The 24,811-nt window shown below is 44.0% G+C and carries 13 protein-coding genes and 1 pseudogene; 7 read left to right on the top strand and 7 right to left on the bottom strand.

The window, feature by feature from the left end; translation table 11 throughout:
- The first annotated feature begins 6 nt into the window (after nt 1–6).
- The gene (napF, locus tag SU60_RS04505; RefSeq protein ID WP_041154521.1) at nt 7–525 is read left to right on the top strand and encodes a ferredoxin-type protein NapF; all 519 of its coding nucleotides are present in this window, start codon (nt 7–9) and stop codon (nt 523–525) included.
- Nucleotides 526–569: 44 nt separating this feature from the next.
- On the opposite strand, the gene SU60_RS04500 is transcribed toward napF, so the two are convergent.
- Nucleotides 570–1,709: an amidohydrolase gene (locus tag SU60_RS04500; protein ID WP_041154520.1), complete on the bottom strand. Its 1,140-nt coding sequence runs from the start codon at nt 1,707–1,709 to the stop codon at nt 570–572.
- 209 nt (nt 1,710–1,918) lie between these two features.
- On the opposite strand from SU60_RS04500, the gene torT reads away from it, so the two are divergent.
- Nucleotides 1,919–2,953 carry a TMAO reductase system periplasmic protein TorT gene (torT, locus tag SU60_RS04495; protein ID WP_041154674.1) on the top strand — a complete coding sequence of 345 codons (1,035 nt, stop codon included), beginning with the start codon at nt 1,919–1,921 and terminating at the stop codon, nt 2,951–2,953.
- Nucleotides 2,954–3,010: 57 nt separating this feature from the next.
- A complete protein-coding gene (locus tag SU60_RS04490; protein WP_041154519.1) occupies nt 3,011–3,466 on the top strand; it encodes a methylglyoxal synthase in 456 nt (151 codons plus the stop codon).
- 152 nt (nt 3,467–3,618) lie between these two features.
- On the opposite strand, the gene SU60_RS04485 is transcribed toward SU60_RS04490, so the two are convergent.
- From SU60_RS04485 to SU60_RS04475, 3 genes are all read right to left on the bottom strand, one after another.
- Complete coding sequence (locus tag SU60_RS04485; RefSeq protein ID WP_128814609.1) at nt 3,619–6,015, bottom strand: fimbria/pilus outer membrane usher protein; 2,397 nt, start codon at nt 6,013–6,015, stop codon at nt 3,619–3,621.
- Between the two features lie 14 nt (nt 6,016–6,029).
- Nucleotides 6,030–6,695: a fimbrial biogenesis chaperone gene (locus SU60_RS04480; protein WP_041154517.1), complete on the bottom strand. Its 666-nt coding sequence runs from the start codon at nt 6,693–6,695 to the stop codon at nt 6,030–6,032.
- An 82-nt stretch (nt 6,696–6,777) separates the two neighbouring features.
- Nucleotides 6,778–7,344, bottom strand: a complete 567-nt coding sequence (locus SU60_RS04475) for a hypothetical protein (RefSeq protein WP_041154516.1) — start codon at nt 7,342–7,344, stop codon at nt 6,778–6,780.
- A 345-nt stretch (nt 7,345–7,689) separates the two neighbouring features.
- On the opposite strand from SU60_RS04475, the gene SU60_RS04470 reads away from it, so the two are divergent.
- The gene (locus SU60_RS04470; protein ID WP_041154515.1) at nt 7,690–8,334 is read left to right on the top strand and encodes a helix-turn-helix transcriptional regulator; all 645 of its coding nucleotides are present in this window, start codon (nt 7,690–7,692) and stop codon (nt 8,332–8,334) included.
- 242 nt (nt 8,335–8,576) lie between these two features.
- Here SU60_RS04470 and helD read toward each other — a convergent pair whose 3' ends face one another.
- Complete coding sequence (gene helD / locus SU60_RS04465; RefSeq protein WP_041154514.1) at nt 8,577–10,646, bottom strand: DNA helicase IV; 2,070 nt, start codon at nt 10,644–10,646, stop codon at nt 8,577–8,579.
- Between the two features lie 253 nt (nt 10,647–10,899).
- Between helD and yccS the strand changes: the two are divergent.
- The 3 genes and pseudogenes from yccS (at nt 10,900) to SU60_RS04455 (ending at nt 13,812) form a co-directional block, all read left to right on the top strand.
- A pseudogene (gene yccS / locus SU60_RS04460) lies at nt 10,900–13,052 on the top strand (YccS family putative transporter).
- A gap of 152 nt (nt 13,053–13,204) precedes the next feature.
- Nucleotides 13,205–13,369 carry a hypothetical protein gene (locus SU60_RS21925; protein ID WP_164833029.1) on the top strand — a complete coding sequence of 55 codons (165 nt, stop codon included), beginning with the start codon at nt 13,205–13,207 and terminating at the stop codon, nt 13,367–13,369.
- 128 nt (nt 13,370–13,497) lie between these two features.
- Complete coding sequence (locus SU60_RS04455; protein WP_041154513.1) at nt 13,498–13,812, top strand: hypothetical protein; 315 nt, start codon at nt 13,498–13,500, stop codon at nt 13,810–13,812.
- A gap of 124 nt (nt 13,813–13,936) precedes the next feature.
- Here the strand turns inward: SU60_RS04455 and SU60_RS04450 are convergent, their stop codons facing one another.
- Both SU60_RS04450 and SU60_RS22850 read right to left on the bottom strand, forming a co-directional pair.
- Nucleotides 13,937–23,200 (bottom strand): T1SS-143 repeat domain-containing protein, encoded by a 9,264-nt coding sequence (locus tag SU60_RS04450; RefSeq protein ID WP_425337369.1) that lies wholly within the window; start codon nt 23,198–23,200, stop codon nt 13,937–13,939.
- Nucleotides 23,197–24,811: T1SS-143 repeat domain-containing protein (locus tag SU60_RS22850; RefSeq protein ID WP_425337368.1), on the bottom strand; the 1,615-nt coding region annotated here is incomplete at its 5' end. The genes SU60_RS04450 and SU60_RS22850, both read right to left, overlap by 4 nt.

Genomic DNA, 24,811 nt, shown 5'->3' with positions numbered 1-24,811 from the left:
GACAAGATGAATGAACAGATAGACAGCAGTCGACGCGGTTTTTTGGGTCGATTTAGACAACCAGTCAAAGATCTGCAACAGCAGGAAGTGACGCCTCGCTCAGTCGCACGTCCACCTCGTGCGGTCGACGAGGTGCTGTTTATTCGCCTTTGTGATGGCTGTGGAGAATGTGTCAAAGCTTGCTCGAATAGCGTGATTGAGCTGTCTGATCATCTAGCTCAACTCAATCTGGATTATAATGAGTGCAGTTTATGTGGCGAATGTATTGATGCTTGTCCCACCGATGCACTTAACGCATGCGTAGAATTGGATATTAATTTGCGTCCGCACTTTGCACAAGACTGTAACAATTACCTTCAAATGGAATGCCAGCAATGCGCGGCGTCCTGTCCTCAATCGGCCATTACGATTCAAACCGACGAACTTCCAGAAATTAACAATGAATTATGCAATGGTTGCGGGCAGTGCCGTCCCCAATGTTATGTCAGCGCTATCACTATGCAGTTGTATAACAAACAAAACTAATCTGACGACTTTCTTAACAATAACTCTATCGTCCAAGTAGCCAGTCAAGTATCGACGACACCATTAATCTTTTCAATAAGACTAGCGAATATTGCTCGCCCTACCGGAGTGAGTTCATCAGGAAAATCATAATCCGGGTTGTGTAACTGCGGGCTATTCTGACCCGAGCCGAGAACAAACATCGCGCCTTGCTTCGCCACAGCGGTAAACTGCCCAAAATCTTCTGACCAACGCATCGGCTCATCGAGTATCGTGCAAGGCGTGTTAGTATCCTGGCAGGCTTGTACAACCAGTTCACAGCCTAACTCTGAATTCACACTAGCTTGGAAAACATCCTGCCACTCAAGATCCCAACTCAAACCATGACGTTCTGCGCTTTCTTTCGCTAAAGCGGTTGCAGCTTCAACCAAGGTTTCCATTGCACCGTTACTTTCGCTTCGCAGTGTTGCCATCACCACCGCCTCTCCAGGTGCGGTACCAAACGCCACTTCACCCAATTTGGCATGAATGACGGTGACCCAGCACCGCTCATCGAGAGTGCCCGGCAACACATTCAATTCCTTAATAATATCGCACATTGCTATAGCAGGGCTGATGCCGTTTTCTGGATGTGCAGCGTGGGAGGTTTTGCCCATCAAACGAATGACCAGTCCACGAGAAGCGCAATTGAAAGGGCCTGCTTTAACGGCTACATGCCCCAAGGGCAAACTAGGGTAATTGTGCAGAGCAAAAGCGAAATCAGGCATAAGTTCAGAGAACTCGGGGGCATTCACCATATTAATTGCCCCTTCACCAGTCTCTTCAGCAGGCTGAAAAGCAAGTACAACCCGCCCTTTTTCTGGTCGCTGCGTACTCAGAAACTCCCCCAACGATGATACAATCGCCATATGTCCATCGTGCCCACATTTATGTGATACTCCTTGGTGGACAGAGCGATGAGCGAAAGTATTTGTTTCTTCGATGGGTAAAGCATCAAGCTCACATCGAATTAATGTGGTCGGGCCCGGACTCATGCCTTGATAAACGAATGCAATACCATGCCCACCGAGCCCAGTCATCACCCTATCTGGAGAGAATTGAGAAAATTGCTCAACGATACGTTGCGCGGTTGCACACTCTTGATTAGACAACTCAGGAAATTGATGCAGCGTTTGACGAAAATCATTCCAGCATATATTAGCCATAAACTAGGGCCCTCTGTACTCATTTCGGATCTGGAACTCGGGTGACATCACCGTTATCCAACTGAATGTATGTTCAAGGACTATCATACTACCTGTCTTTAGAAGTTGAAATCCAGTGTCGACTAGCGATGTTCTAGTTTCTACATATTACAGCGATTTGGGTATATACTACCCAGTATACAGCCGTAATGGTTAATCAACTTTACTCTATGCTTATCAATACCTTCTTTTTATACGCGCATTCCTTTGTTAAGCGATTGACGCTATGTGCTTTTATACTCGGCCCCGTATTCACGACGATAGCCGTAGCAGAAGAGTCAAGCCACAAAGAGCGAATCTGTGCGATTTATCCTCACTTAAAAGACTCATATTGGTTATCCGTTAACTATGGAATGGTGACGGAAGCAAAAAAGCACAATGTTAGCTTGAGAGTCTTAGAATCTGGTGGTTACCCAAACAAAGCTCGACAAGAAAAGCAGCTCGCAACCTGTGTTGAGTGGGGAGCAGATGCTATTATTCTCGGTACGGTCGATCCTGACGCTTATCAGCATAACTTGGATCATTGGGTAGGTGAGACGCCCGTTTTTGCGCTAGTAAACCAACTCAACCTAGACGAAAAGCAAGCGCATCTGCTCAAAGGAACGGTAGGCGTTGATTGGTATTGGATGGGGTTTGAAGCTGGTAAGTATTTGGCTAATAAACACCCAAAAGGTTCAGGAGAAACCAATGTCGCTTTACTCCTCGGCCCTCGAACTCGCGGTGGAACTAAGCCGGTTGCAGCCGGCCTTTATGCCGCACTAAAGGGCAGCGACGTTCATATCGTTGAGTCCTACTGGGCAGACAATGATAAAGAGTTACAACGTAATCTAGTCCAACGCGTCATTGATTCAGGCAATGCTCAATATATTGTAGGCAGCGCTGTTGCTATAGAAGCCGCTATCAGCGAGGTTCGTCATGCGAACAAGAGCAATCAGCTTGGACTGGTGTCCGTTTACCTGAGTCATGGTGTTTACCGTGGATTATTGCGAAAAAAAGTGCTTTTCGCTGCGACAGACAAGATGGTTCTACAAGGTCGCCTCGTAGTAACTCAGGCGATGCATTATTTGCGCAGCCAACCCTATGATAAAAAAGCGGTCCCCAAGATTTCTCCGCTAACACCAAATACTCTTCACACCGACACGATTGAAGAATCGTTATCTCCATCCGCATATCGACCAACTTTCAGCGTAAATCCTGTTGATTGATGAAGAAAAAAAGTGTTTGATAACTTCAGATAAAAACGAATAACTGGAAATAACTTGATGCAAAAAACAACTCGTACCATGCCTGCAAATAAACACATCGCGTTAGTCGCCCACGACAACTATAAACCGGAGCTACTTCGTTGGGTGAAAGAGAACAAAGAAAAGCTTCAGGGGCATTTTTTGTACGCGACAGGGACAACTGGTCACATGCTAAGCAAAGAGACAGGCTTGGCGATAAAAAGCATGATCAGTGGCCCAATGGGCGGCGACCAACAACTTGGCGCTCTGATCTCTGAAGGAAAAATTGACGTGCTTATCTTTTTCTGGGATCCACTCAATGCCGTTCCTCATGATCCAGACGTAAAAGCCCTACTTCGTATTGCGAGCGTATGGAATATTCCAGTCGCGACTAACCGCGCAACCGCCAAGTTCTTGTTTAACTCACCATTGATCCAACAAGAAGTCGATATTGAAGTGCCGGATTACGAAGCCTACTTAGCGGAAAGAACATAGAACAGTAAAGGTTTAGGATCCTAGGTTTTAGGGTCCTAAAAACTTTTTAGTCGACGGAATCCAAAACAACAAGCGTCAAACTTTTCAGTCAAACACTATCATTTCCCCCCCTAACGTCTTAGTTTTAGAAGCTCGGGGAGCTTCTATACTTCTTACTGATGACGGAGCTGAATTTCGTTCAGTTCAATGAAGATGCCCTCTTGCGCCATACTCTCTCGTATATTGACTTTATAAGGAAGATGGTCAACTCCGTATAAGCTCAATAGGTATTGTCCTTCAGGAACCATATCAAGCTCAAACTGACCAAAATCATCAGTATAGAAAGGGTAAGCTTCATTACTTGATGGGGAAGATAGCTCGCCGACGACATCAATTAATGGTTGTGACTTATCGTTGACTAACAGCCCTGTCACGAAGAAGCCAGACAATTTATCAAGAACAATCTCTGAACCTTGTCGTAGACCAGAAGATGCTGAATACCTCTGCGCTTTGAGCTCTTCATTGAAGTCTAGGTTCTCTGAATTGACTTTTATTAAACGTTGCGAATTGTTGTACACAGGAACAAGTATCGTGCTTGAAGAAGCTTCTTCCTTGGGAACGATTTTGACTCTGTTGTATTTGTCTCTTGTCAACGCATAGTTTTCAAATTCTTCTGATAAACTGACCAATGCAAAACCACTGTTGACAGGAGATGTGACGGTAACATTGCTTCCAGCCCAAGCGATGCCTGTTTCTACACCAACCTCCATTGTTCTGAGCGGGTCACCTGAGGTTTCCCTACTGGATGTCAATCTAACAGTCGAGTTAGCTCTAGGATGTCGATTTCGATACGACAGGGAAGCACTATCGTATTCTTTATCAACAAAGTTGACTGAAGCGCGCCAATAGTTGTCGATATCATAACGACTTGCCGAAAGTGAAGATTCTATTTCGTCTTCTTCTGTGTTGTAGCGTGTCGTATAGTCGACGCTATAGTCGCTGGAGCCAAGCGGCATCGAAAATGAAAGATAGGCGCTATACTGATTGGGTTCATCATCCGAGTCTTCCCAACGAAGGTTGAGACTTGCACGCAACGAACTGAATAAACGGTAACTGGAATTTATCGATGCATAAGTGCGCTGGTGTGCGTTTCCTCGCCAACGAATCCCCGAGCTAAATGATAAATACCCAAAATCCGATGGCGTGTAAATGGCTGTTGAAAACCCGAGGTTTTGGTCCGTCGTGGCTCCTCCATTTGACCAATAATATTGGTTATAACTATGAGAAAGGTTTATGTCTTTCAAAAATCCAAATAAAACGTCGGGATAGTAAAGGGAAGTCAGAGCTTTATACGAGTCGGAGTTCATATTTTGGGTTGTACTGAGATCCAAAGTGACAAAACTGTTACCTAGTGCCACGTTTTGTAGCAAACCAAACTGTTGCTCTTCTTCTAACCACTCTCCCCAAAGAGATGCGGTCCAATATTGATTTAGTCCATACGCAACCATTCCTTGTGCTGCGGGCTGCTCTTTATAAATTTCTTTAGCTCCATCAACATATTCTTGTTCTACCCCTGCTACAACTTGGGCTTCAACGTCGCCTGAATAAAGCAGTTCTGGTCGGTTTACCACATTAAGATATCGCTCAGTCGAAATACCATTTTGGTCGACAAACTCGACCTTAATTTCATTGGTTCCACTATCAACGGGTAAATCACGAAGGTTATATTGGCCGGGTGCAAGCCGTAATGTACGGTATTCTTCGCCGTTAATACTCACCCTAACCAAAGACGGAGTTTCAAGAGAAATCGGTACGCTATTTCCACGCCTAGAACCGTTAAGATAGCTGGGCTGACGTGAATAGGCGAGACCAAATATATCACCCGAACCGAGACTAACGATTTCGCTTTGGCTAATGTAATCACCAAGCTGAAATAAGCTATTTTTATCTTCTGTCTGGTACATAATGCGCGTCGCGTCGCGCTGGAATCCCGGGGTACTACCTTGGCTACTATAGAAATAACTGTGGCCATCCTCAAAGACCACGCTACCAAATGTCATAGCGGTTCTGAGCGCAATACTGTCGGTAAATTCATCCAGTTTATTGATATTTTGCGTATGTGTTGCGTAAACATTCATGACACCACTAAAAAAGCTCGGTTGTACTTGCGTATAGCCATCAGGTGGTTGGGATGAATACTGGGGTGTAAAGTGAATATCTTGTGCTTTAGTGGCATCAAGCGGAATATCTAAGGTCACCACAAGATTGTCTAAATCGTAATGGCTTTTCCACCCCACTTGCTCAATGAGATCTGACGTAACCTTATTATTTTCAAAGTAAGGTACGATAAAATCATGAACCGTTTTCTCCAAGATGGGATGCGTTTTTTCTAATAGGTCATTGCCATCTAACGCCCAATAGTTTTCGTCCTCAACCGATACAAACCCTTTGACATTGAGCGTTTTCCCCAAAATGGAAACATCCGTTGGTATTGGAAATTCATCTGCAATAGCAAATGGAATGCAAAGCAGCCCGCTAACCAAGGCAATGAGAAAGCTGCGAACCATCATTTCGCTCCTCAATGTTACTTATCAATAATACTGATACTATTGAGCGCTCCACTTTCAAGCTTTTTGTTGATCGGCAGATAAACATGGGTGTTGGCTAGAACGTTCACGGCGGGCATGCTAACGGTATTACTGTCTGAGCCCCCGAGTGCGAGTTTCCAGTCATTTAAAATATGATGTTTAGTGCCTGTGTTTTGCAGATAGAGCAGCCACTGACCGTTCTTCTTCACGACTTCGGTTTCTAGCTTGGAGGATATGTTTTTTGGCTGAATATACAGTGAAGTGAAAAATTCAAAACGCACGTTGAGGTTATTACTTTGCTCTTGGCTCACGTCTTTGTCGTCTTGAATAAAATTAACCCGATAAGGTTTTTCAGAGGAGATATCTCGCTTGCCTAAGTACATCACCTTGATTCTTTTTTTCTTACCTGCTTCAACGATAACTTTAGAAGGAAAAGCACGTAAGTCTTTAGTGTCGAGCAATACTTCTTCACCACTAGGCAGCAATTGTCGTTCAAATACTTGAATATCATAGGCTGCCCGTACATCGGTCCTATTCTCAATCGTATAGCTGACGACTTTTGTCTTGACGCTGGTTTCTACTTGTGTTGGAGAGACGACAAAGTTAGCGAACACTATATTGGAAAAGGTCAATAACATTATTGAATAAAAGCGAGTGAGCATAATTAACTCCCTTTAGTTAAAAGTATAAGTCCTTTTTAAAAATAAAGGGGAAGACTGACCTTCCCCCCAGATGACTATTGAATTACATTGTAGTCACACGATAAGTGACTTTTTCTGAATAGTGTCCAGCGATACCACCTTGAGAGTCATCAAATCCATTCATTTTCAACTGAAAATTTACGGTATCATTAGTCGCAGAATTTGAACCAACAAGAAATTCACTAGTCTCATATTTATAATCACCACCTGTGCCTGGAAGAGCTCTAGATCCAATATCGTCCAGATTAGTACTACCAAAAGTTAGATTATAATCAATATGATAAACATCATTAGTAGTGTTAACTAGTGCTCCATTTTCGAGTTTAGCAAGTATTTTAAATCCACCAGGAGAGTTACATTCCGCATAACCTGTTAGTAATTGTACTTTACCACCATTTAGATCATTAATTTCACCGTCAACGACGTTATTACCAAGGTCTGTCGCACCAACACCTGCTTCTTCTCCTCCAGCACCAAATACGACACCGATATTACATTTTTCTTCCACAACGCTGAATACATCTACCGTAGCGGTCGGGTCTGCCGCCATCGCTGATGAAGAAAAGATGAGAGACATACCAATGCCTAGCGATAATTTAGAAAGTTTCATATTGTTTCCCTTATCAATCTGAATTGTAAAATATAACGCTCAAGTACGGCATTCACTTGAATCAAGACAACTATATATGACATAGGCCTGACAATAGGGAGTAAACTAGGTAGTAGTGATAAAACTACTTAAGTATTATTTAGATGAATTTCATTATTTTTGTTTTATTTTATAAATAAATTCAAAACCTTACACAAAAAATTACTAAATAATTTTAGATAGAAAGTCATTTCACATTGGAGATGAGAAGAGATTAAATATGACATTTATCACATTTCAGGCCTTTGATTTGTGAGTTTCTACCAAAATATAGAAGTTGGTCTAGTATGAAAGTTAAGTTTTAAAATGGAATTTGAAAAACCCATGATGCATCGATTCAAAATATTCTTTGTTTCTGATTCAAATCACAAGGAATTAGCGAATAATATAGAAACCAAGACGTCTCACAATATTAATGTAACTAAAGATCTTGATGTGTTCTTTTATAACAAAACATCTGAACATATTTTGATATTTGCCAATTACAGATATTTGGAAGAAGATTTTGATCAACTTCTTTCTGTTAATTATGATAGAGTGCATTTGGTGCTTTTTAACGTTCCTGAAGAGTTTTCTGAAGGTTCTCCTTTTATTTTTAGCAAAGTGGAAGGTATTCTTTATGAAGGTTCGAGTGATTTGAGCTTTATTCGTTGTATAGAAGAACTGTCTAATGGTGGCATGTGGTTGCCAAGAAAGATAGCTCATCAAATACTCATTCACTATCGCTGTAATAAAAATTTAAGTAGCAACTGTCATTTGTCTGAATTATCAACCAGAGAACGCCAGGTTATATTTCTAGTCACAAATGGAAATTCAAACAAAGAAGTCTCAGAGAAATTATTTCTTGCTAACTCAACCGTAAAAAAACACCTATCAAATATATATAGGAAACTCAATGTAAACAGTAGGGAAGAATTAATCACCTATATTGAGAATAGAGAAGGTGTTTAATTTTCTGGACTCTATGCGCCTGTAACCTAGGATCTTTTCCCTCTAGGCCCTTCTCTGTATTCTGTATTCTGTATTCTGTATTCTGTATTCTGTATTCTGTATTCTGTATTCTGTAAGCGAAGCGCTCCATAATCCAAAACACAAATACAAACCTAACGTTAAACGCACAAGTATCAGCAAACTCCTCTAGGACCTAGGATCCTATAACCTAGGACCTTTTTTCTCCTAGGACCTTTGTTCCCCTACCGCGACGTAACAATGGGATAATCCCCATCCACCAGCTCTTGTACAAACGCGGAGCCCGCCCCAGTGTGAGTCACCCACACTTTTTCTTTAGCTCGCGTAATGGCGACATAGAACAAACGACGTTCCTCAGCGTGTGGGTATTCATCTTTCGACTCCGTTAGCGCGCCATCGATGTGAACTTGTTTCTTCTTCGCAGGGAACTGCCCTTCATCCACTGACAGAATAATCACAAAGTCTGCCTCACGACCTTTACTCGCATGGCAAGTCATGAATCGAATATCCAGATTAGGGAAGCGTCGCACCCAATCGTCGTATAGATCCGGTTTATGGTAATGATTACGTCCCAGCAACAACACTGACTTGGTTTTCTTCGCTTGTTGATTAAGCTGATCGAGAATTTTTTCGACCTGATTGCTTGGCGCAGTATGTACACTCTTCTGCTTACGCTGTTTGTGGCTATTCAGGGTCTTCGCTATCTGAGCAGGGTTCTGCTGTACGAACGTATTGGCGACATCACCAATCTGATTGTTAAAACGGTAGGTCGTATCAAGATGATGCACCGTCGAGTGTGCAAAACGCTGCTTAAAGCCCGTAGTTAAATCCACGTCAGCCCCTGCAAACTGATAAATCGCTTGCCAATCATCGCCCACAGCAAACAGGGTTGCGCCTTTTTGCTTCTGCGTAGAAGCAGACAGAGCTTCAACCAACGCTAATCGGTCTGGAGAGATATCTTGGTATTCATCCACCATGATAAATCGCCAAGGCGAGATAAACTTACCTTTGACCACATATTCTGTGGCGCGGCTGATCATGGTTGGAAAATCAACGTGATTGCTCTCTTTGAGCATTTTTTGCCACGCAGTAAAACATGGCCAACAAAGTGCTAACTCACTATTCAAACGCGTATAGTCTGGATGATCGACCAGCTTTTCTTGTACCTGTTTTTTGGTTAAACCTATCGCTGCGAGCTGTGATAGTTGTGAATCTAACCACGCAATCAGTTTTGGGTTTTCAGAATGGCTACCGAGTTCGTCGTCGCCTTTCAAATAAGCAATTGGCCATTTATCTAGGTGTTTTTGCCAACGTTTGAAGTTAGTTGGTGTCATCCAGTGTTTTTTCAGCCAATCAATACACCACGCCGAACGTTGATTATCATCCAGCGCCAATGGCGTAATTTCAACTGGTTGTGATTCAACTTGATTTAATATGTACAAACCAAGCTGATGGAAGGTATTTATTCGCGTACCATCCGCTGCCATCCCTACCTTGTTGATTAAACGCTCTTTCATTTCTGCAGCCGCATCACGCCCAAACGCTAGCATCAATAACTCTTCGGCCTGAGCTTGGTGACTTTGTAATAAATACGCCACGCGCGCAGTGAGAACGCTAGTTTTACCCGATCCCGCGCCAGCCAAAACCAAGTTGTGATCATCGTTAAGTAGAACCGCGTACTGTTGAGAAACGTTGAGTGGAGACGATTCAATTTGATTGAAGAGCACCTCCCAATTCGGGCGCTCATTTTCTAACCATTCCTGATTACGTACATCCAACGCCTGCGAGGTATCCACCAGCCAAGGTTCAATTTCTGCCATACGATTCGGCATGCGCATTTTAGCTTCTTCTAAACTGGTTTTTATCTCAACTAATTCGTCGTTAACCCGCTCGACCCAAGACAAAACCTGAGAATGCGAAAGGTAGGTCGGCACATGTTTTAGTTGATGAAGGTCCGCTTCCCACTTCGGTAAATACTCCGCCAATTTTCGGCACTGATTGTTGTGCCACTCTTGATATTGACGTACCGCCTCAACAGCAAAGTTTCGACACTGAGGCCAAGGTAAACCTTGAACTAGCCAACTTTGCTGTTTACCTTCTTGTTCGTGAGCGAAAAATTGCAGTGCGCTCCAAACCAGTCCGCGTTTCACCTTCACGTTTCCATTCCACACCGTAAATGGTATGTGCTCTTCACTACCAATAGAGCTTAATAAAACACTGTTCTCTTTTATCTCGACATGATGGTATTCATTTTGAATAAAAAATTGTGCTTTGCTGGTGGCAGTGAGCTGCATGAAACGTGTGCCTTTTTGATTGGAAGTTATCGGTTTATATCATTTTGAGGCGTTAAATTGTAGCGATGGAATGTCCCAAAATCTGCATCGGTATACATTCTTTTTAAAAATTCACATTACTGCTGATTTTGTGAACAGAATAATCCCCTGGGACTATAAGGATTTGGTTCAACGTCAATAGCTTGCTAATATTCGTCTGTTTTCATTAAAAATACACGCCATCCGGACTCGCGTGAAAAACGAAAGGCTTAACGTGCAAGCAGCTTCCAAATTTAGGCTCTATTGGGCTAATAAAACCGTCAATTACAGCATTCTCATACTGATAACACTTCTTGGGGTTGTGATTCCTGCGTGGTATTACGGGCAGAATACGCTTATCACTCCCCTAATCCTTGGAGTTATTGCTGCCGCTCTGGCAGAAAGTGATGACAGCTTCACCGGACGGCTCAAAGCACTGGTTCTCACGTTTCTCTGTTTCGCACTCGCGGCATTTTCTATAGAGATACTGTTCAATACCCCTTGGCTGTTTGCTGCTGGGCTTTTTATTTCGACTTTCGGGTTTATCATGCTTGGAGCAATAGGCCCTAAATACGCCAGTATTGCGTTTGGCTCCCTACTGATTGCTATTTACACCATGCTCGGCGCGCACGAAAGCACTAATATTTGGTTCCAACCGGTCTTGTTGTTAACCGGAGCGGCATGGTATTACTTGATGTCGATGATTTGGCAAATGTTTTGGCCTTTACAACCAGTCCAACAAAGCTTAGCAACGGTATTCTTTCAGCTCGCTAATTATTTGGATGCAAAAGCGAAGCTGTTTCACCCCGTGACAAACTTAACACCACAACCGATGCGCATAGAAGCTGCGAAACTGAATGCTGCGACTGTCACTGCGCTTAATGCATGTAAAGCCACGCTGGTGAACCGTTCCAAACGAGGTCACGTTGATGGCCCGAGTGATCGGTTTCTCAATATTTACTTTATTGCGCAGGACATTCATGAGCGAGTCAGCTCCAGTCATTACCGCTATCAAGATTTATCCTCCGAATTTGAACGGTCAGACGTTCTATTTCGTTTTAAAGATCTTCTCGAATCACAGGCCAAAGCCTGCCGAGATATCGCTCAAGCGATTCAACTTGGTACCGAATACTCACACACCTCAGAGTCGATTTTAGCCTTGGCGGAGCTGCAAAACTCCCTCGCCTATCTAGAAGAACAAAACCAAGGGCACTGGAAGCGTCTGCTCATGCAGCTGACCTATTTATTCAATAACTTAGCGACCGTTGAAAAACAGCTCAATAATATCAACAATCCAGATGCTGAAGGCCTAGAGGAAGATGTGTTGGCGGACAACAACCCACACACATTAAAGGCGATGTGGCAAAGTATCTCAGCTAATCTACATAAGGACTCAATGCTGTTTCGACACGCGCTGCGTATGTCGATCACATTAACATTAGGCTACGGGATCATTCAGTTTTTCAACATTGACCGTGGCTACTGGATTTTATTAACGACGCTGTTTGTTTGTCAGCCAAATTACAGTGCAACACGTCAAAAACTGACGTTGAGAGTCATTGGTACGATTGTCGGTTTACTTGTTGGGGTACCGCTGCTGACTTTCTTCCCTTCTCAAGAGAGCCAACTGGTGTTTATCGTGATTTCTGGTGTGATGTTTTTTGCCTTTAGGATGAACAATTACGCTTATGCAACTGGATTTATCACCCTATTGGTGCTGTTCTTATTCAATCAACTTGGAGAAGCTACGCCGTGGTACTTCCACGCTTGGCTGATACCCTTATTGGTTGTGTATTAGCCGTGGCAGCCGTGACACTTATTTTACCAGACTGGCAATCGAGAAGACTTCATAAAGTGATGTCCGACGCGATTGATGCCAACAAGCAGTATCTTGCTCAGATCATTGCTCAATATCGAGTTGGGAAAAAGGATGACCTAAGTTATCGAGTTGCTCGTCGTCAGGCCCACAATAGTGACGCTAGCCTTTCGGCCGCCATCAGTACAATGCTTGTCGAGCCGGGCAAATACCGAGCCGCAATAGATGAAAGCTTCCGTTTTTTAACGCTCAACCATGCCATGTTGAATTACATCTCGGCACTTGGTGCGCACCGTACCCGCCTAGACGATGAGTCAACTCATAAACTGATTTTGGACTCACACCGTTGTATCCACCAACATTTAGACGTACTGCATCAACAATTACATCAACATAGTGAAACCTGTGATTTATCAAGCATAGACGACGCGGGATTGGAACAACGCTTAAATGAATGGCGGGAGGAAGACGATAGTTCTGCCAGAATGGTATTACAGCAACTTCACCTTATTTATCGGATGCTGCCAGAGCTTCATTCGTTGGCGAACAAGTTTGCCTCTAGGGTTAAATAAAACATAGGAGAAAACTCACAAGCTATTTAACATAAGCTGACAAAGCTCGGACATTAAAAAACCGTCTAATTACTATCCTATTTCTATAAGATTAGTTGCGTAACATGTGACAAGTTGCGACAGCTTCAATTGGCTTAAAACTGGGAATAGATATGATGACAACTCAGCAATTTAATGACCTAAAGAGCAAACTGAGCGATCTAACAACCAACCAGCTCAAATCTCTGCAAGGGGCGATCAATTCTACGTTGAACGAAAAGCAAGAACCCGTTCTGTCTGCAGAAGAGCGCGACATGCTGGCTCAGCTGTTTGTCTAATGTTTACCTAACGGCCTAAATTACGTTTAGCTGACCGTCTTTTTCTTTACTCAAGTCTTTTATCAAGCACTTGCATGTTTTATATTCACTTCCTATGCTAACAAGTAGGTTCGAACGGAGTGAATGACATGCCAGTATCAGGGCTACAATCTGGACATCAACTGATTCAATTGTCGCAGCAAATGGCAGATAAAGCATCAGAACAGATTAATCATAACGCCAGTAAACCCTCACAAGATCTCGCTTTCAATAAAGTTGAGTCAATGCCCGAGCAAGACTCAGGCCTTTCATCGTCTGGCATTCAACCCGCTTACAATTCTCATTCTTCACTCACAGAACCGCTACTCAACCTCACCCAAGCGGCCAGTTATAACCGTATTGGTGCTTCTGTTGTTGATAAAAACAACGAGGTCATTGGCACTCTGCTCGATATTCATGTTTAACATTTTTATATTTGAATATCTTGTCTACATTTAAACAGCGAATCAAACCTAGTATTTATGAAAAACCAGATTAGCAATGATGCCAATCTGGTTCTTTAAAGGTCAGTCCTTGCCGATCTCAGTATTATCCGTGGTCAATGACCCCATGATTTAACAACGACTCCACAATCGCATCAGAGCTTAATCCAACAAGCGCACCATTATCGAATGGGGCTGCCTCACCTAAGTGCTCGAGCACGATCGTTTGATGAACGTTTGAGTCAGTAGTTATGTTGATTGACACATTTTCCGTATTAGCGTCGTAATTTGCCTGAATGTGATCCAACAAATCATCCATAGGCGCATTGGGGTCATTTAAATCCGCGATGACATCCTTTAAATCGATGGTGTCATGCGTAACGGTAAAGTCAGTAATCGTATCGGTTGCCCCCTCATCTACCGTATCTTCCGTCCATTTAAAGACATCATGTCCATCCCCGCCAGTAAGAATGTCGGAGCCTAGACCGCCATCAAGGAGGTCGTCACCACTCCCACCAAACAAGGTGTCATCACCATCTCCACCAAACAAGGTATCATCACCATTGCCACCAAACAGAGTGTCATTACCACTGCCGCCAAGAATAGTATCGTCGCCATCACCTCCGGTCATCGAAATACCCAAATGACCGGCAATCAGTAAACTGTCTTGCGTTTCACCAGAGATGTCTATGTCTTGGCTATTGGATGTCACGGTTAAACTAATATCGATAGGAGCGGAATAAGCCTCGTCTCCGTTCGACTCAGTAGAGACAGCGGTTAAGGTAATGTCATGCTGACCTTGACGCGCATTATCGATGTACAGCGTATCAATTTCATCTGCTGGCACTGTCCAAGTCGTACCATCAAAACTGATATTTGATGAGGACGAGTCACTTTTAACTGATGCCCCATTAGGTACGCCCGTTAACTCTAGAGCCAGAACTTCATTTACATCAGTCAATGCCGCAACAATGCCAACCAGAGCGATTCCCTGACGGCTTGCGGTTTTCGCCGCAGTAATTCGCTGAACGTGATTAAAGTCAGGATCAAGCGATAGTGTCGGCGCATCGGCTACAGGCGTGACATTAATATCAAATTGTTCTGTCGTTTGCAGAGATGTCCCTGAGTTGTTGTAGTAAACGCCATTATCATCAGCCGTCACTGTCAAGGTGATTTCTGGGCTATTCACATCACTAGCATCAACAAAAATGCCGACTTTCGGATCATTCGAAGTCAGAACTGCATTGAGATCTGATAATGTTCCCATCAACTCTAAATTGCCTGCGATACCCGTACCTTGTGACACTTGAACACTAGGGGGTATGACAGCGAAAAGATCTCCATCTGTGACGCTCAGCGATATCGTCATGGTTTCATCTGCGTGGACACCTGAGAAATCCACATCAGTAATTTCGATACCTGAGATCTTTTGATCCGATGACTCCGCAATCGTACTTGTGACCATTGAGCCATCAATCTCTGGCGCATCGTTGATGGCGTTAACTGTCATTACGGCAGATCCAACCACAGATTGTGGATCAGAGACACCATTAGTCGTTCCATCATCGGTAATGTCGTAATTAAAGCTTACATCCCCGTTGAAATCAGGGGCGGGTTCAAAGGTCCACTCCGTTGAGCTCACTTGAGTCAGTGTGCCAGAAGTAGAATCGACTAACGCGACATTATCGACGATCAAGTTGTTCGACTCAGGATCACTTGCGTTGCTTAGCAGATCGGTAACCGTAATGGTTACCGCACCACCATCTTCATCAATACTATTTAGCGTTACCTCAGATGTCACCGGTGCATCATTAACCTCAGAGACTTCAAAGGTTGCCGACCCTGATACCGTTTGAGGATCAGAAACACCGTTCGTTGCGCCGTCATCGGTAATGTCGTAAGTCAGATCCACCTTGCCGTTGTAACCCGCCGCAGGCGTAAATGACCAAGTACCGGACGCGTTATCGAAATCTAATATACCGCTGCTAGAGTCGACCAACTGAACATTACTCACCGTCAACGTGTCGTTCTCAATATCAGAGGCATTCGCCAATAAATCGGCTTGCGTAATTTCAACCGCCGCACTGTCTTCTGCGATATCAGAGAGCGTCACTTCAGACGTTGTTGGTGCATCATTCACTTCCGTTACATTGAACGAAGCACTACCATTGACAGATTTCGGATCGGATACTCCATTCGTCGTACCGTCATCGGTAATAGTGTACGTGATTTCAACTGGGCCATTGTAATCGAGTGCTGGGGTAAATTCCCACTCTCCCGTGCCACTGTTGAAAGTAATGCTGCCCGAATTCGGATCTGTTAACTGAACATTGCTAACCGTGAGATTATCGTTCTCTACGTCTGTCGCATTCGCAATAAGATCCGCTTCAGAGATGGAGAACACACCACTGTCTTCTTCAATATTCGGTAGCGTCACTGGCGTAGTTTCTGGGGTATCGTTCACCGCTGTCACTTCAATATTGAAGCTGCTGCTGTTGGTATTTAGGGTGTCATCAACTCCACCAATCACGATACCTTCGTTGCCTTGGTCATCCACAGTCACATCGACTTGAACATTACCAAAGAAGTTAAGATCTGGATTGAACTCAACCAAACCGTCTGAAATGGCATTGTTAAGATCAGCAACGGTTCCTTTCAGTTCAACAGAGTCTGTACCATCACCGGTCACTGTTAAGTTGTAGTTGGTCACGAGCGTCGTGTTAAGTTCCAAGGTACCACTGTCGACGTTAATATTAAGCAAGTACTCAGCGTTCGGATCATCCAGCACAGCGTCAACGTCCGTAATGCTGAAGCCATCAAGCATCAATGGTGTATCTTCTGGTGTTTCTACATCAACGGTGTTGACAAACTCTGGACGGTCGTTAACGGCTTCAACATCAACGTTTACGTCAAACTCCTCTGCGGAACCTAAACTTTGGCTACCATCGAGCCCCGTATCAACAGCTTGAACTTTGAAATGCAGTAACTCATCCCATGAGTTATCGTTGCGGTCACCAGAATTAAAGACGACTTGATCCAAATCTTGAGCATTGACCTCCAATACGAAAACGCCATTGCCTTGATCAATAAATGCCGTTCCATCCGTCAGTGACAAACTCGCACCATCTGGCACATTTGAAATCTCGACTCTTAGCGTCTCTGGATTGTTTTCGTGATACGTTGCACCATCCCCGATAGACTCTTTGTTATCAACCACCAACGCATTGACGTTGATCACAATGTCTTCGCCCTCATTACCTGCGGCTGAAGTGTCGGGATTTATATCAACGTCATCGCCAATAGGGTTCACAACAAGCGTAAAGTTATTGGTTCGCTCGGTTGGAACTTGTAACAATTCTTCTTGGATAAAGACTGTAATACCAATCTCCGCATCACCACTGAAATTTTTCGGTGGATTGATTTGGATGTCACTCAGATCAATGGATGTCTGAGTGAGGTCTTTTAGTTGAATACTCCATTCGCCCCCACCGTTGTTCTTAACAACATAATCAGAGGAATTAGATTGAACAACAAAGTCATCAGGAATCCCTGTTAACTTGAGTGAAACGAAACTCTCAGAGCCGTCATTGTCGTTTAGACTGATCGATACCCCAGCGCCCGATTGATTTAACGAAATTGAGGTATCTTCGTCACCAATCACTGTAATTGGCTGCGTAGGATCGGCACCTGTAATCGTAATATCGTCCACCACAGGCGTAACTTCAAATGTCACGTCATCAGTGAAGGTTCTTATGTCGATATTATCGCCAGGATTGTTCAAAGTAGACTGATCAAACAAAGCCGCGTCCGTGATCTCTCCTTCGATGTTAATCTTAACGGTATTTTGCCCACCACCTACGGGATAATTTTCTTTTGGCTTAAACAGAACATTATCAAGCGCACCCGCTAAAATCTCAGCTTCATTAAACTCAATACTTGTCCCTAAACTCTGTCCATTGGCGTCAACAAACTCACCCAATGTTGTATCATCGAGCTCTAACTTGATATTCGTTAGCGTTTCCTTACCACCTTGGATATTGTTATAACGGTCGGCAAAATCAACATTAAGATTAAGCTGGATTAAACCATCTTCATAACCAACACCATCCGCAGTTGGTACATCGTTATTTAGGTCATTAACAGGTTGTTTGTTCGCATCTAAACCGAGAGTACCTGTGATATCCACTGTCACATTTGGTGTGACATCACTATCTAGTGGTTGATCGCCCGTCGAGCTCGGAACATCTGCAATCGGTAAAACCTGGACAGGAATGCGCACGTTGCTTTCTTTTTCGTCGCCAGAGTCTGTGTCTTTGGTGACAAACTTTATAGGCAACTCGAAATCACCAGCGTAATCTTCTGCCAAGTGCATTGTTAAACCGTCCAAACCTGTGATATTACCACTCGCGTCGATATCTGCTTGGAAAACGTATTTACCATTGACAAAATCGATGTGGGTGCCTGTTATCACCAAACCTGGAGGAATACCGGGGGCGGATGGATCAATGACAACCGTCAAAACATCTTCCACACCATCGGCATTAATCGCATCAACTTTCGACGTCAACTGAGTGCCAAGGTCGACAGCATTGTCTTCCGATGCTTCTATTTGAACGTCATCAGCCACCTGAATTTCAGCAGCAATACTCATTTGTGGGGTGAGAACCGTCGGAAACTCAAGTGTTACGTCAGTTTGTCTCACCACTGTTGCATCTTTTTCAACGGCATCCTCACCTAAATCGTTTACCTCAGCATAAATGGTTAAACCAATTTGAGATAAACCGCCGTTGTCACCATCATCGCTGTCATCGTTTGGTGTTAAATCAAGACCAGAAGGCGCTTTAATCGAGAAGTTTTCTTCATCAATTACTGTCCAGCGACCCCCGCCTTCGTTCAATGCGCCTATGATGACCAATTGATTGAGGATCTCAGGATCAACATTGTCAAACTGAATAACAAGCTGAGTCACGACCTCATCTGAAGACGCATCAAACTCTTGATATTTAATGATATTAGCGCCAGACTCGCCACCCGCTGAAGTATTGATGGTAAAATCAATGTTACCTTGAGCGTCTGACTTAACGATATCAGTTGCAACACCTGTGCTTCCCGTAACAAGCAGACGTGTCTGGTCGTCTAGCGCTCCAGTGGTATCTTCTGGCTCTACGATTGGGTTAACTTGGACATGCACCATGCCATTGATGACTTTTTCTGCAATGCCCTGTCCAGGGTTAGAAACGTTGACGTACTCATGGTCAATCTCTTTCACCGTAACCGTGGTATGCAAATCAAAGTCGGTACTGGAGTCTTTCTCTAGCTGTACTTGGACATAGCCGCTTTGAGAGATTCGAGCAGAGAAGTCTTGCTCCGACTCGTTCGCTAGTGGCGAGAACGTTAACGTTCCGGAAACTAATGTTTGTGCGACGCCATCGACATAAACCGTACTACCAGGAGGGAAGCCTGATATCGTCACATCACTAAAGAATTCATCGGTATCTGGGGCTTGAACGAGCGTTGGCTTCCAGTCAATATTGAAACGTGTATCTTCATCACCTTGTGATTGAACCGTGTAGCTATCTTGCGCATCAATCACAGGAGCGACAATGATTCGAATCTCACCCGACGACGTACGACTGTGACCATCATTCTCCGTCACAATTGTCGTAGCTGTAATATGAATGTTTTCTGTCGAAGAAGCTTCCGGTTTAATAACTATTCCAGAATTAATATTCGCCGTGGTGATGTTGGCTTCATAGATTGGCTGATTTTGCGCGTCATAACCTACAAATGTCAGATCGACGGATGCACCATCGCTATCGAACACCTCGACACCTGCAGGTATATTCGACAGCAGAACGGTAACCGACTCTGAATGATCATTTGGGTTATCCGGTAACTCACCAGAAATTACACTAAACGCAAGGTCGACCTGACCATTTTCATCGATATGGGTCTCAATACCTCTGACATTTCCGTCATTAAACTCGTGCCAAATTCCTGACTTATCGTTGAGTTCAATAAATGGTATGTCTGCGACACCTTTCACACCGACGATGACCGTTTTGCTGCCCAATGACAGAACATCTTCTGCTGTCCCGGTAGACAACGATGCCGTGTCTTTCACGATACCTTCAACATTGAAAGTAAAGTCATCATTACTATGCAACGGAGGAAGGACTTCTACATTAGCTAACTCTGATTCTGGCACTTCGTAATAGAGCACCGTGCCGCTTGCATCTGTCACTTCCGAGATTTGGCTTGGGTTTGCTGAATCAAGCCACACTAACGTAACACCATCAATTGAGAAGTCAGAAATACGCACAAACAGTGCTTCAGAACCATCTAAATCCGCAGACGGTTTCATGGTGATCACTTCACTTAACTGAAGTGGATCATGATCAGCGATAGGGTCGATGGTATCTTGAGTTCGAGCGTTATCTTCAAAGACATTGATTCGGTTAACGGTAAAACTACCAGGGTCCGCATCAGGCTTTACATCAATCACAATTTCTTCGGTTACAGAGCGAGCCGTTTCTTTACCTACTAGAGGGTTATTCTGTTCAGTCGTAATAGCCGTGACATCAATCTTGATTTCGCCCGAGAAATTATCGATTGGGTCAATTTGAACTTCATCAATTCGGCTTGCATCCACCAGATAAACACCACCAGATTTTGGTATCGCACTACCATCTGAATAGACTAACTCTGCGTTACCTTCTCCTTGTGTAAAGACGAGCTCGTACACTATGCCCTCAGGATTACTAATATCCTGAGTTTCAGCCGTGATATTAAGTGCGACATTGCTTCCATCCTCATCAACGGAGTAGTTGAATTCACTGCTAGCATTCCACGTTGCGATATCTGCAACAGCATCAACTTCAATATCTAAACGACCATTAATCTTATGGTCTGGCGTACCATTGTTAAGAATTTCTATACGGATACGAGGATAGATACCAGAGGCATCCGTTGATGAATGACGGTCTGGAACAAAGTACAAGTTATCTAACGTAACAAATTCGCCATTGAATGACTGATCGACATTTGATGCGTCGAGAACAACCGTATCTCCTACTGGCGTCAATTCAATGTAGTTACCGCTGCCATCTTTGTAGTAGAAGGTGCCATTGTGCGTACTCGCATCTCGAATGGTGATATCGCCTAAACTCTCGTTACGGTCGATATCATTCAGATTAATAACCAAGTCGACTTTCGCTGGCGTCACATCCAAAGTCGATAAGTTATCTTGAGGATTTGCTGAATCAATGCCTGAGACTACACCACCGCGACCTTGGTCCTCAAACGCAAGTACAGTCGATGTTTTAATTTGTGCATTTTTATCGGTTATTGAAATATCAACAACCGCAGTGCTGGTATCTAGATCGCCATCGGTTGCAGTAACCTGTATCGTAAAATCGATCGAATCTGAATTAGCGTGGTCTAGGTTATCATTTGGATTAAAGCTTACCTTACCGTCAGGATTTACTACCAAGCGACCAATTTCAGTATCAGTGCCATTCAATTCTTTGTAGACACTTACGGTTTGCTTAACACCGTTAAGGTCAATGTCACTAACATCGCTTCCATTGACTTTAAAGTAGATCCCTGAGTTATCGGCACTGAACGAAGTTAGCTCACTACCGTCAGCACCATAATTCAAATCTCCTTCGACAGGATCAGTAAACAACTGAACGCTTTTACTCCCCTGACCCTCGACACGCGTTATTGAAGCATCATGCAGAGTTGGTATGTCATCGACGATCGTCACGGGTAAATTAATACCTGCTGTATCGCCATCGACATCAGTCGCGAAGACTGGAAGATCGAGTATCAGTTTATCTTCACCTTGCGCAGAGTGGTCTAAAACGCCTTCCAGAGTAAACTTGTAAGAACCATCGGCGTTTAATACTAAAGTAAAGACTGGGGTACCATCGGGTGTTTGGCCCTGATACGTATAGTTATTGTTGCTTGCACCAGTTTGTATCAGAGTGACCGCTTCGCCCCCTGAGGTGATGCCAGTGATTGGATTACTACTTAAATCGAGTTGATAAGAAACAACGGTATCGGCCCCTTCCACGGTATCAAAATGACCCGTTGCTTCTAAGCTATCTTTTGCGAGTTCTGAGCCAGATAACAGGTCATCTTCATCAAGCGACAATGGTATAGCGGAAATGATTTCCGGTATATCATCCACAATAGTGATTGGGAGATTCAATGAGGAAGACGTATCACCGTCATAATCAGTAACGGAAATTGGAATATCAAGGATCAGGTTATTTTCACCCTGAATCGCGTCATGGTCGATTGGTCCCAACAACTCAAATTGGTAACTGTCGTTGTTAGCATCGAGAGACAGCGTAAAGATCTTGGTTGAGGTACCAGTAATCACCGCTTCATAGCTGGTTATACCGCCCGCTGAACTCACTAAGTTAAGTTCAACATTTTGCCCGTTAGACGTTAAACCAGAAACCACTGAATTCAAATCTGAGACTTGATAGTTGGCTATCTCATCTGCTCCGTCTACTACCTCAAATCCACCAGTTAACACGGTTGAATCGCCACTGGCTGTGTCAGAACCGCCAGTAAGATCATCTTCATCGACCGTTTGTTGGCTAGAGTCGGTAACTTTCACAATCGCAGGAACATCGTCCACAACCGTAATGGGCAATGTGATGTTGTTTGACACGTCACCGTCAAAATCGGTCGCATTGACCGGGAAATTGATGACTAACGAGTTTTCATCATTACCTGCTGGATGATCGAGTGCGCCCAACAGTTCAAATTCATAGCTATCTGTCGAACCATTCAACGTCAGTTTAAAGACGGTATCCGTTGTACCTTGAACGTAAGCGCGGTATTCAATCACGCCATTTGAATTTGAGAACTCAACCAATTCAAGAGTTTTTCCACCTGAAGTGAGCCCAGAGACTGGCGACGTTAAGCTATCCAACTGGAAGCTAACAATGGAGTCTGCACCATCGGTAACATCAAAGTAGCCATCAATAATATTAGATTCTGGCGTGTCATCCGAACCTAGGCTTGGAATATCATCCTCATCCACAGATAAGGTGATATCTGGTCGAATAGGATCAATGTTTGGTTTGTCATCAACAATGGTCACTGGCAACGTTGCAGTGATGGTATCGTTATCGCCATCCGTGATCGTAACAGGTAGATTCAATAAGATTTCATCAGAATTAACTGCGTGATCCAGTTGACCGGATAGCTCAAAGTCGTACTTACCGTCTTGATGAAGTGTCAGAGTAAAGACTGTTACGCCACCCGGGGTTTGTCCCACATAGACCAATGCATCTGTAGTCGAAGCACTAACGTCTTGAGAAAGCGTGACCTCTTCCCCGCCCGATTTCACATTCGGGATAGGTTCGAGCTCAGATCCAATTTGAAAGAGTCAATACCATCTGCACTGGTGACTTCAAACTCACCAGAGACAGTCAATGGTTCTTTACTGTCATCGGAACCAAGCGGTAAGTCATCCTCAGCAACTTGTAGGTTATCGACGTGCGTAACAAGGGGAATGTCGTCAACAACTTTGATCTCTAAGTCAAAGGCAGAAGAAATATCACCATCGTTATCCGTCGTCGTCACAGGAAGGTTAATCACAACCTCGTTTTGCTGATTACCATCTGGATGGTCGAGTGGCTTCTGTAAGTCGAATTTGTATGTGTTGTTCGTTACATCCAACGTCAGTTCGAACACTACTTCGGCAGGATTACCCGCCACACCTTGGTATACATTCACATCGGTGGTGCTAGAAGCCAGTACCAGCGTGATCGCTTCGCCATCCGACGTCAATGAAGCAACAGGAGTTGTCAGGTCACTAAGTTGGATAGAGGCTACTTGATCAGCACCTTCGGTGATATCGAAGATACCTGATATGACGGTGTCTTCAGGGCTTGCAGCATCTGTACCTGTAGGTAAATCATTTTCATCAACGGCTTGCTCGCTGCCTAGGACAACACCGTTGATGGTTGGTACATCATCAATAACCGTAATTGGCAAGGAGATGATATTTGACACGTCACCGTCAAAGTCGGTGGCATTGACTGGTAAATGGATATCCAGATCATTCTGTCCATCTCCATCAGCGTGATCTAATGGAGCAAGCAGGTCGAACTTGTAACTGTCATCAGTGGCATCAAGAGTCACACGGAATACTGGTGTCGTCGAGCCATCAATACGCGCTTCGTAAACTGAAACGCCACCTGTGTTTGATACTTCAACCATAACCAGTGATTGACCACCAGAGGTCAGGCCTTGTACTGGTGTCGTTAAGTCAGAAACACCGTATTCCACAATGCCATCAGAGCCATCAGTCGCGATGAAGTTACCCTCAATACTGTTCGATTGTGCACCGTCAGAGCCTATGGTTAGAATATCGTCCTCGTCAACCGGTTGCACAATTGTCGCTTCGATGCCACCGAGTGTCGGTTTGTCATCAACAATCTTGACAGGTATCGTCTCAGCTGAGGTGTCACCATCAAGGTCTCTCGCGATAATTGGGAAATTTAGCGTTAGTTCATCGCTACCTACCGCATGGTCGATTGGACCTTCAAGAGTAAAGTTATAGCTACCATCGGTATTCACCTTCAGCGTAAAGACCGACTCAGTGCCTGCTGTTGCTTGGTAAGTGAAACTACCATCGCCGTTTACTGTCTCAGCCAGCGTTACGGCCACACCGTGAGATGTTAAGCCGTCGACTGGTGTCGCAGCGCTATCAAGTTGATAACTCACTACACGGTCAGAGCCTTGTGTGGTGGTGAAACTACCATCGATTGAAATTGGATCATTTTGATCCGAACCAATCGTGGCTAAATCATCTTCATCAACGGTAATAGCATTTACATCAGTAATGGTTGGCTTATCATCCACGATGGTAATTGGGATCGTTTCTATGGTGGTGTCACCATCAAAATCTCTTGCGATGATTGGGAAGCTCAGCGTCAGCTCATCACTATTTGTC

This window comes from Vibrio mytili (genome assembly GCF_000830505.1).
Classification (GTDB): Bacteria; Pseudomonadota; Gammaproteobacteria; order Enterobacterales; family Vibrionaceae; genus Vibrio; species Vibrio mytili.
This window is presented reverse-complemented; position numbering and strand designations above follow the sequence as displayed.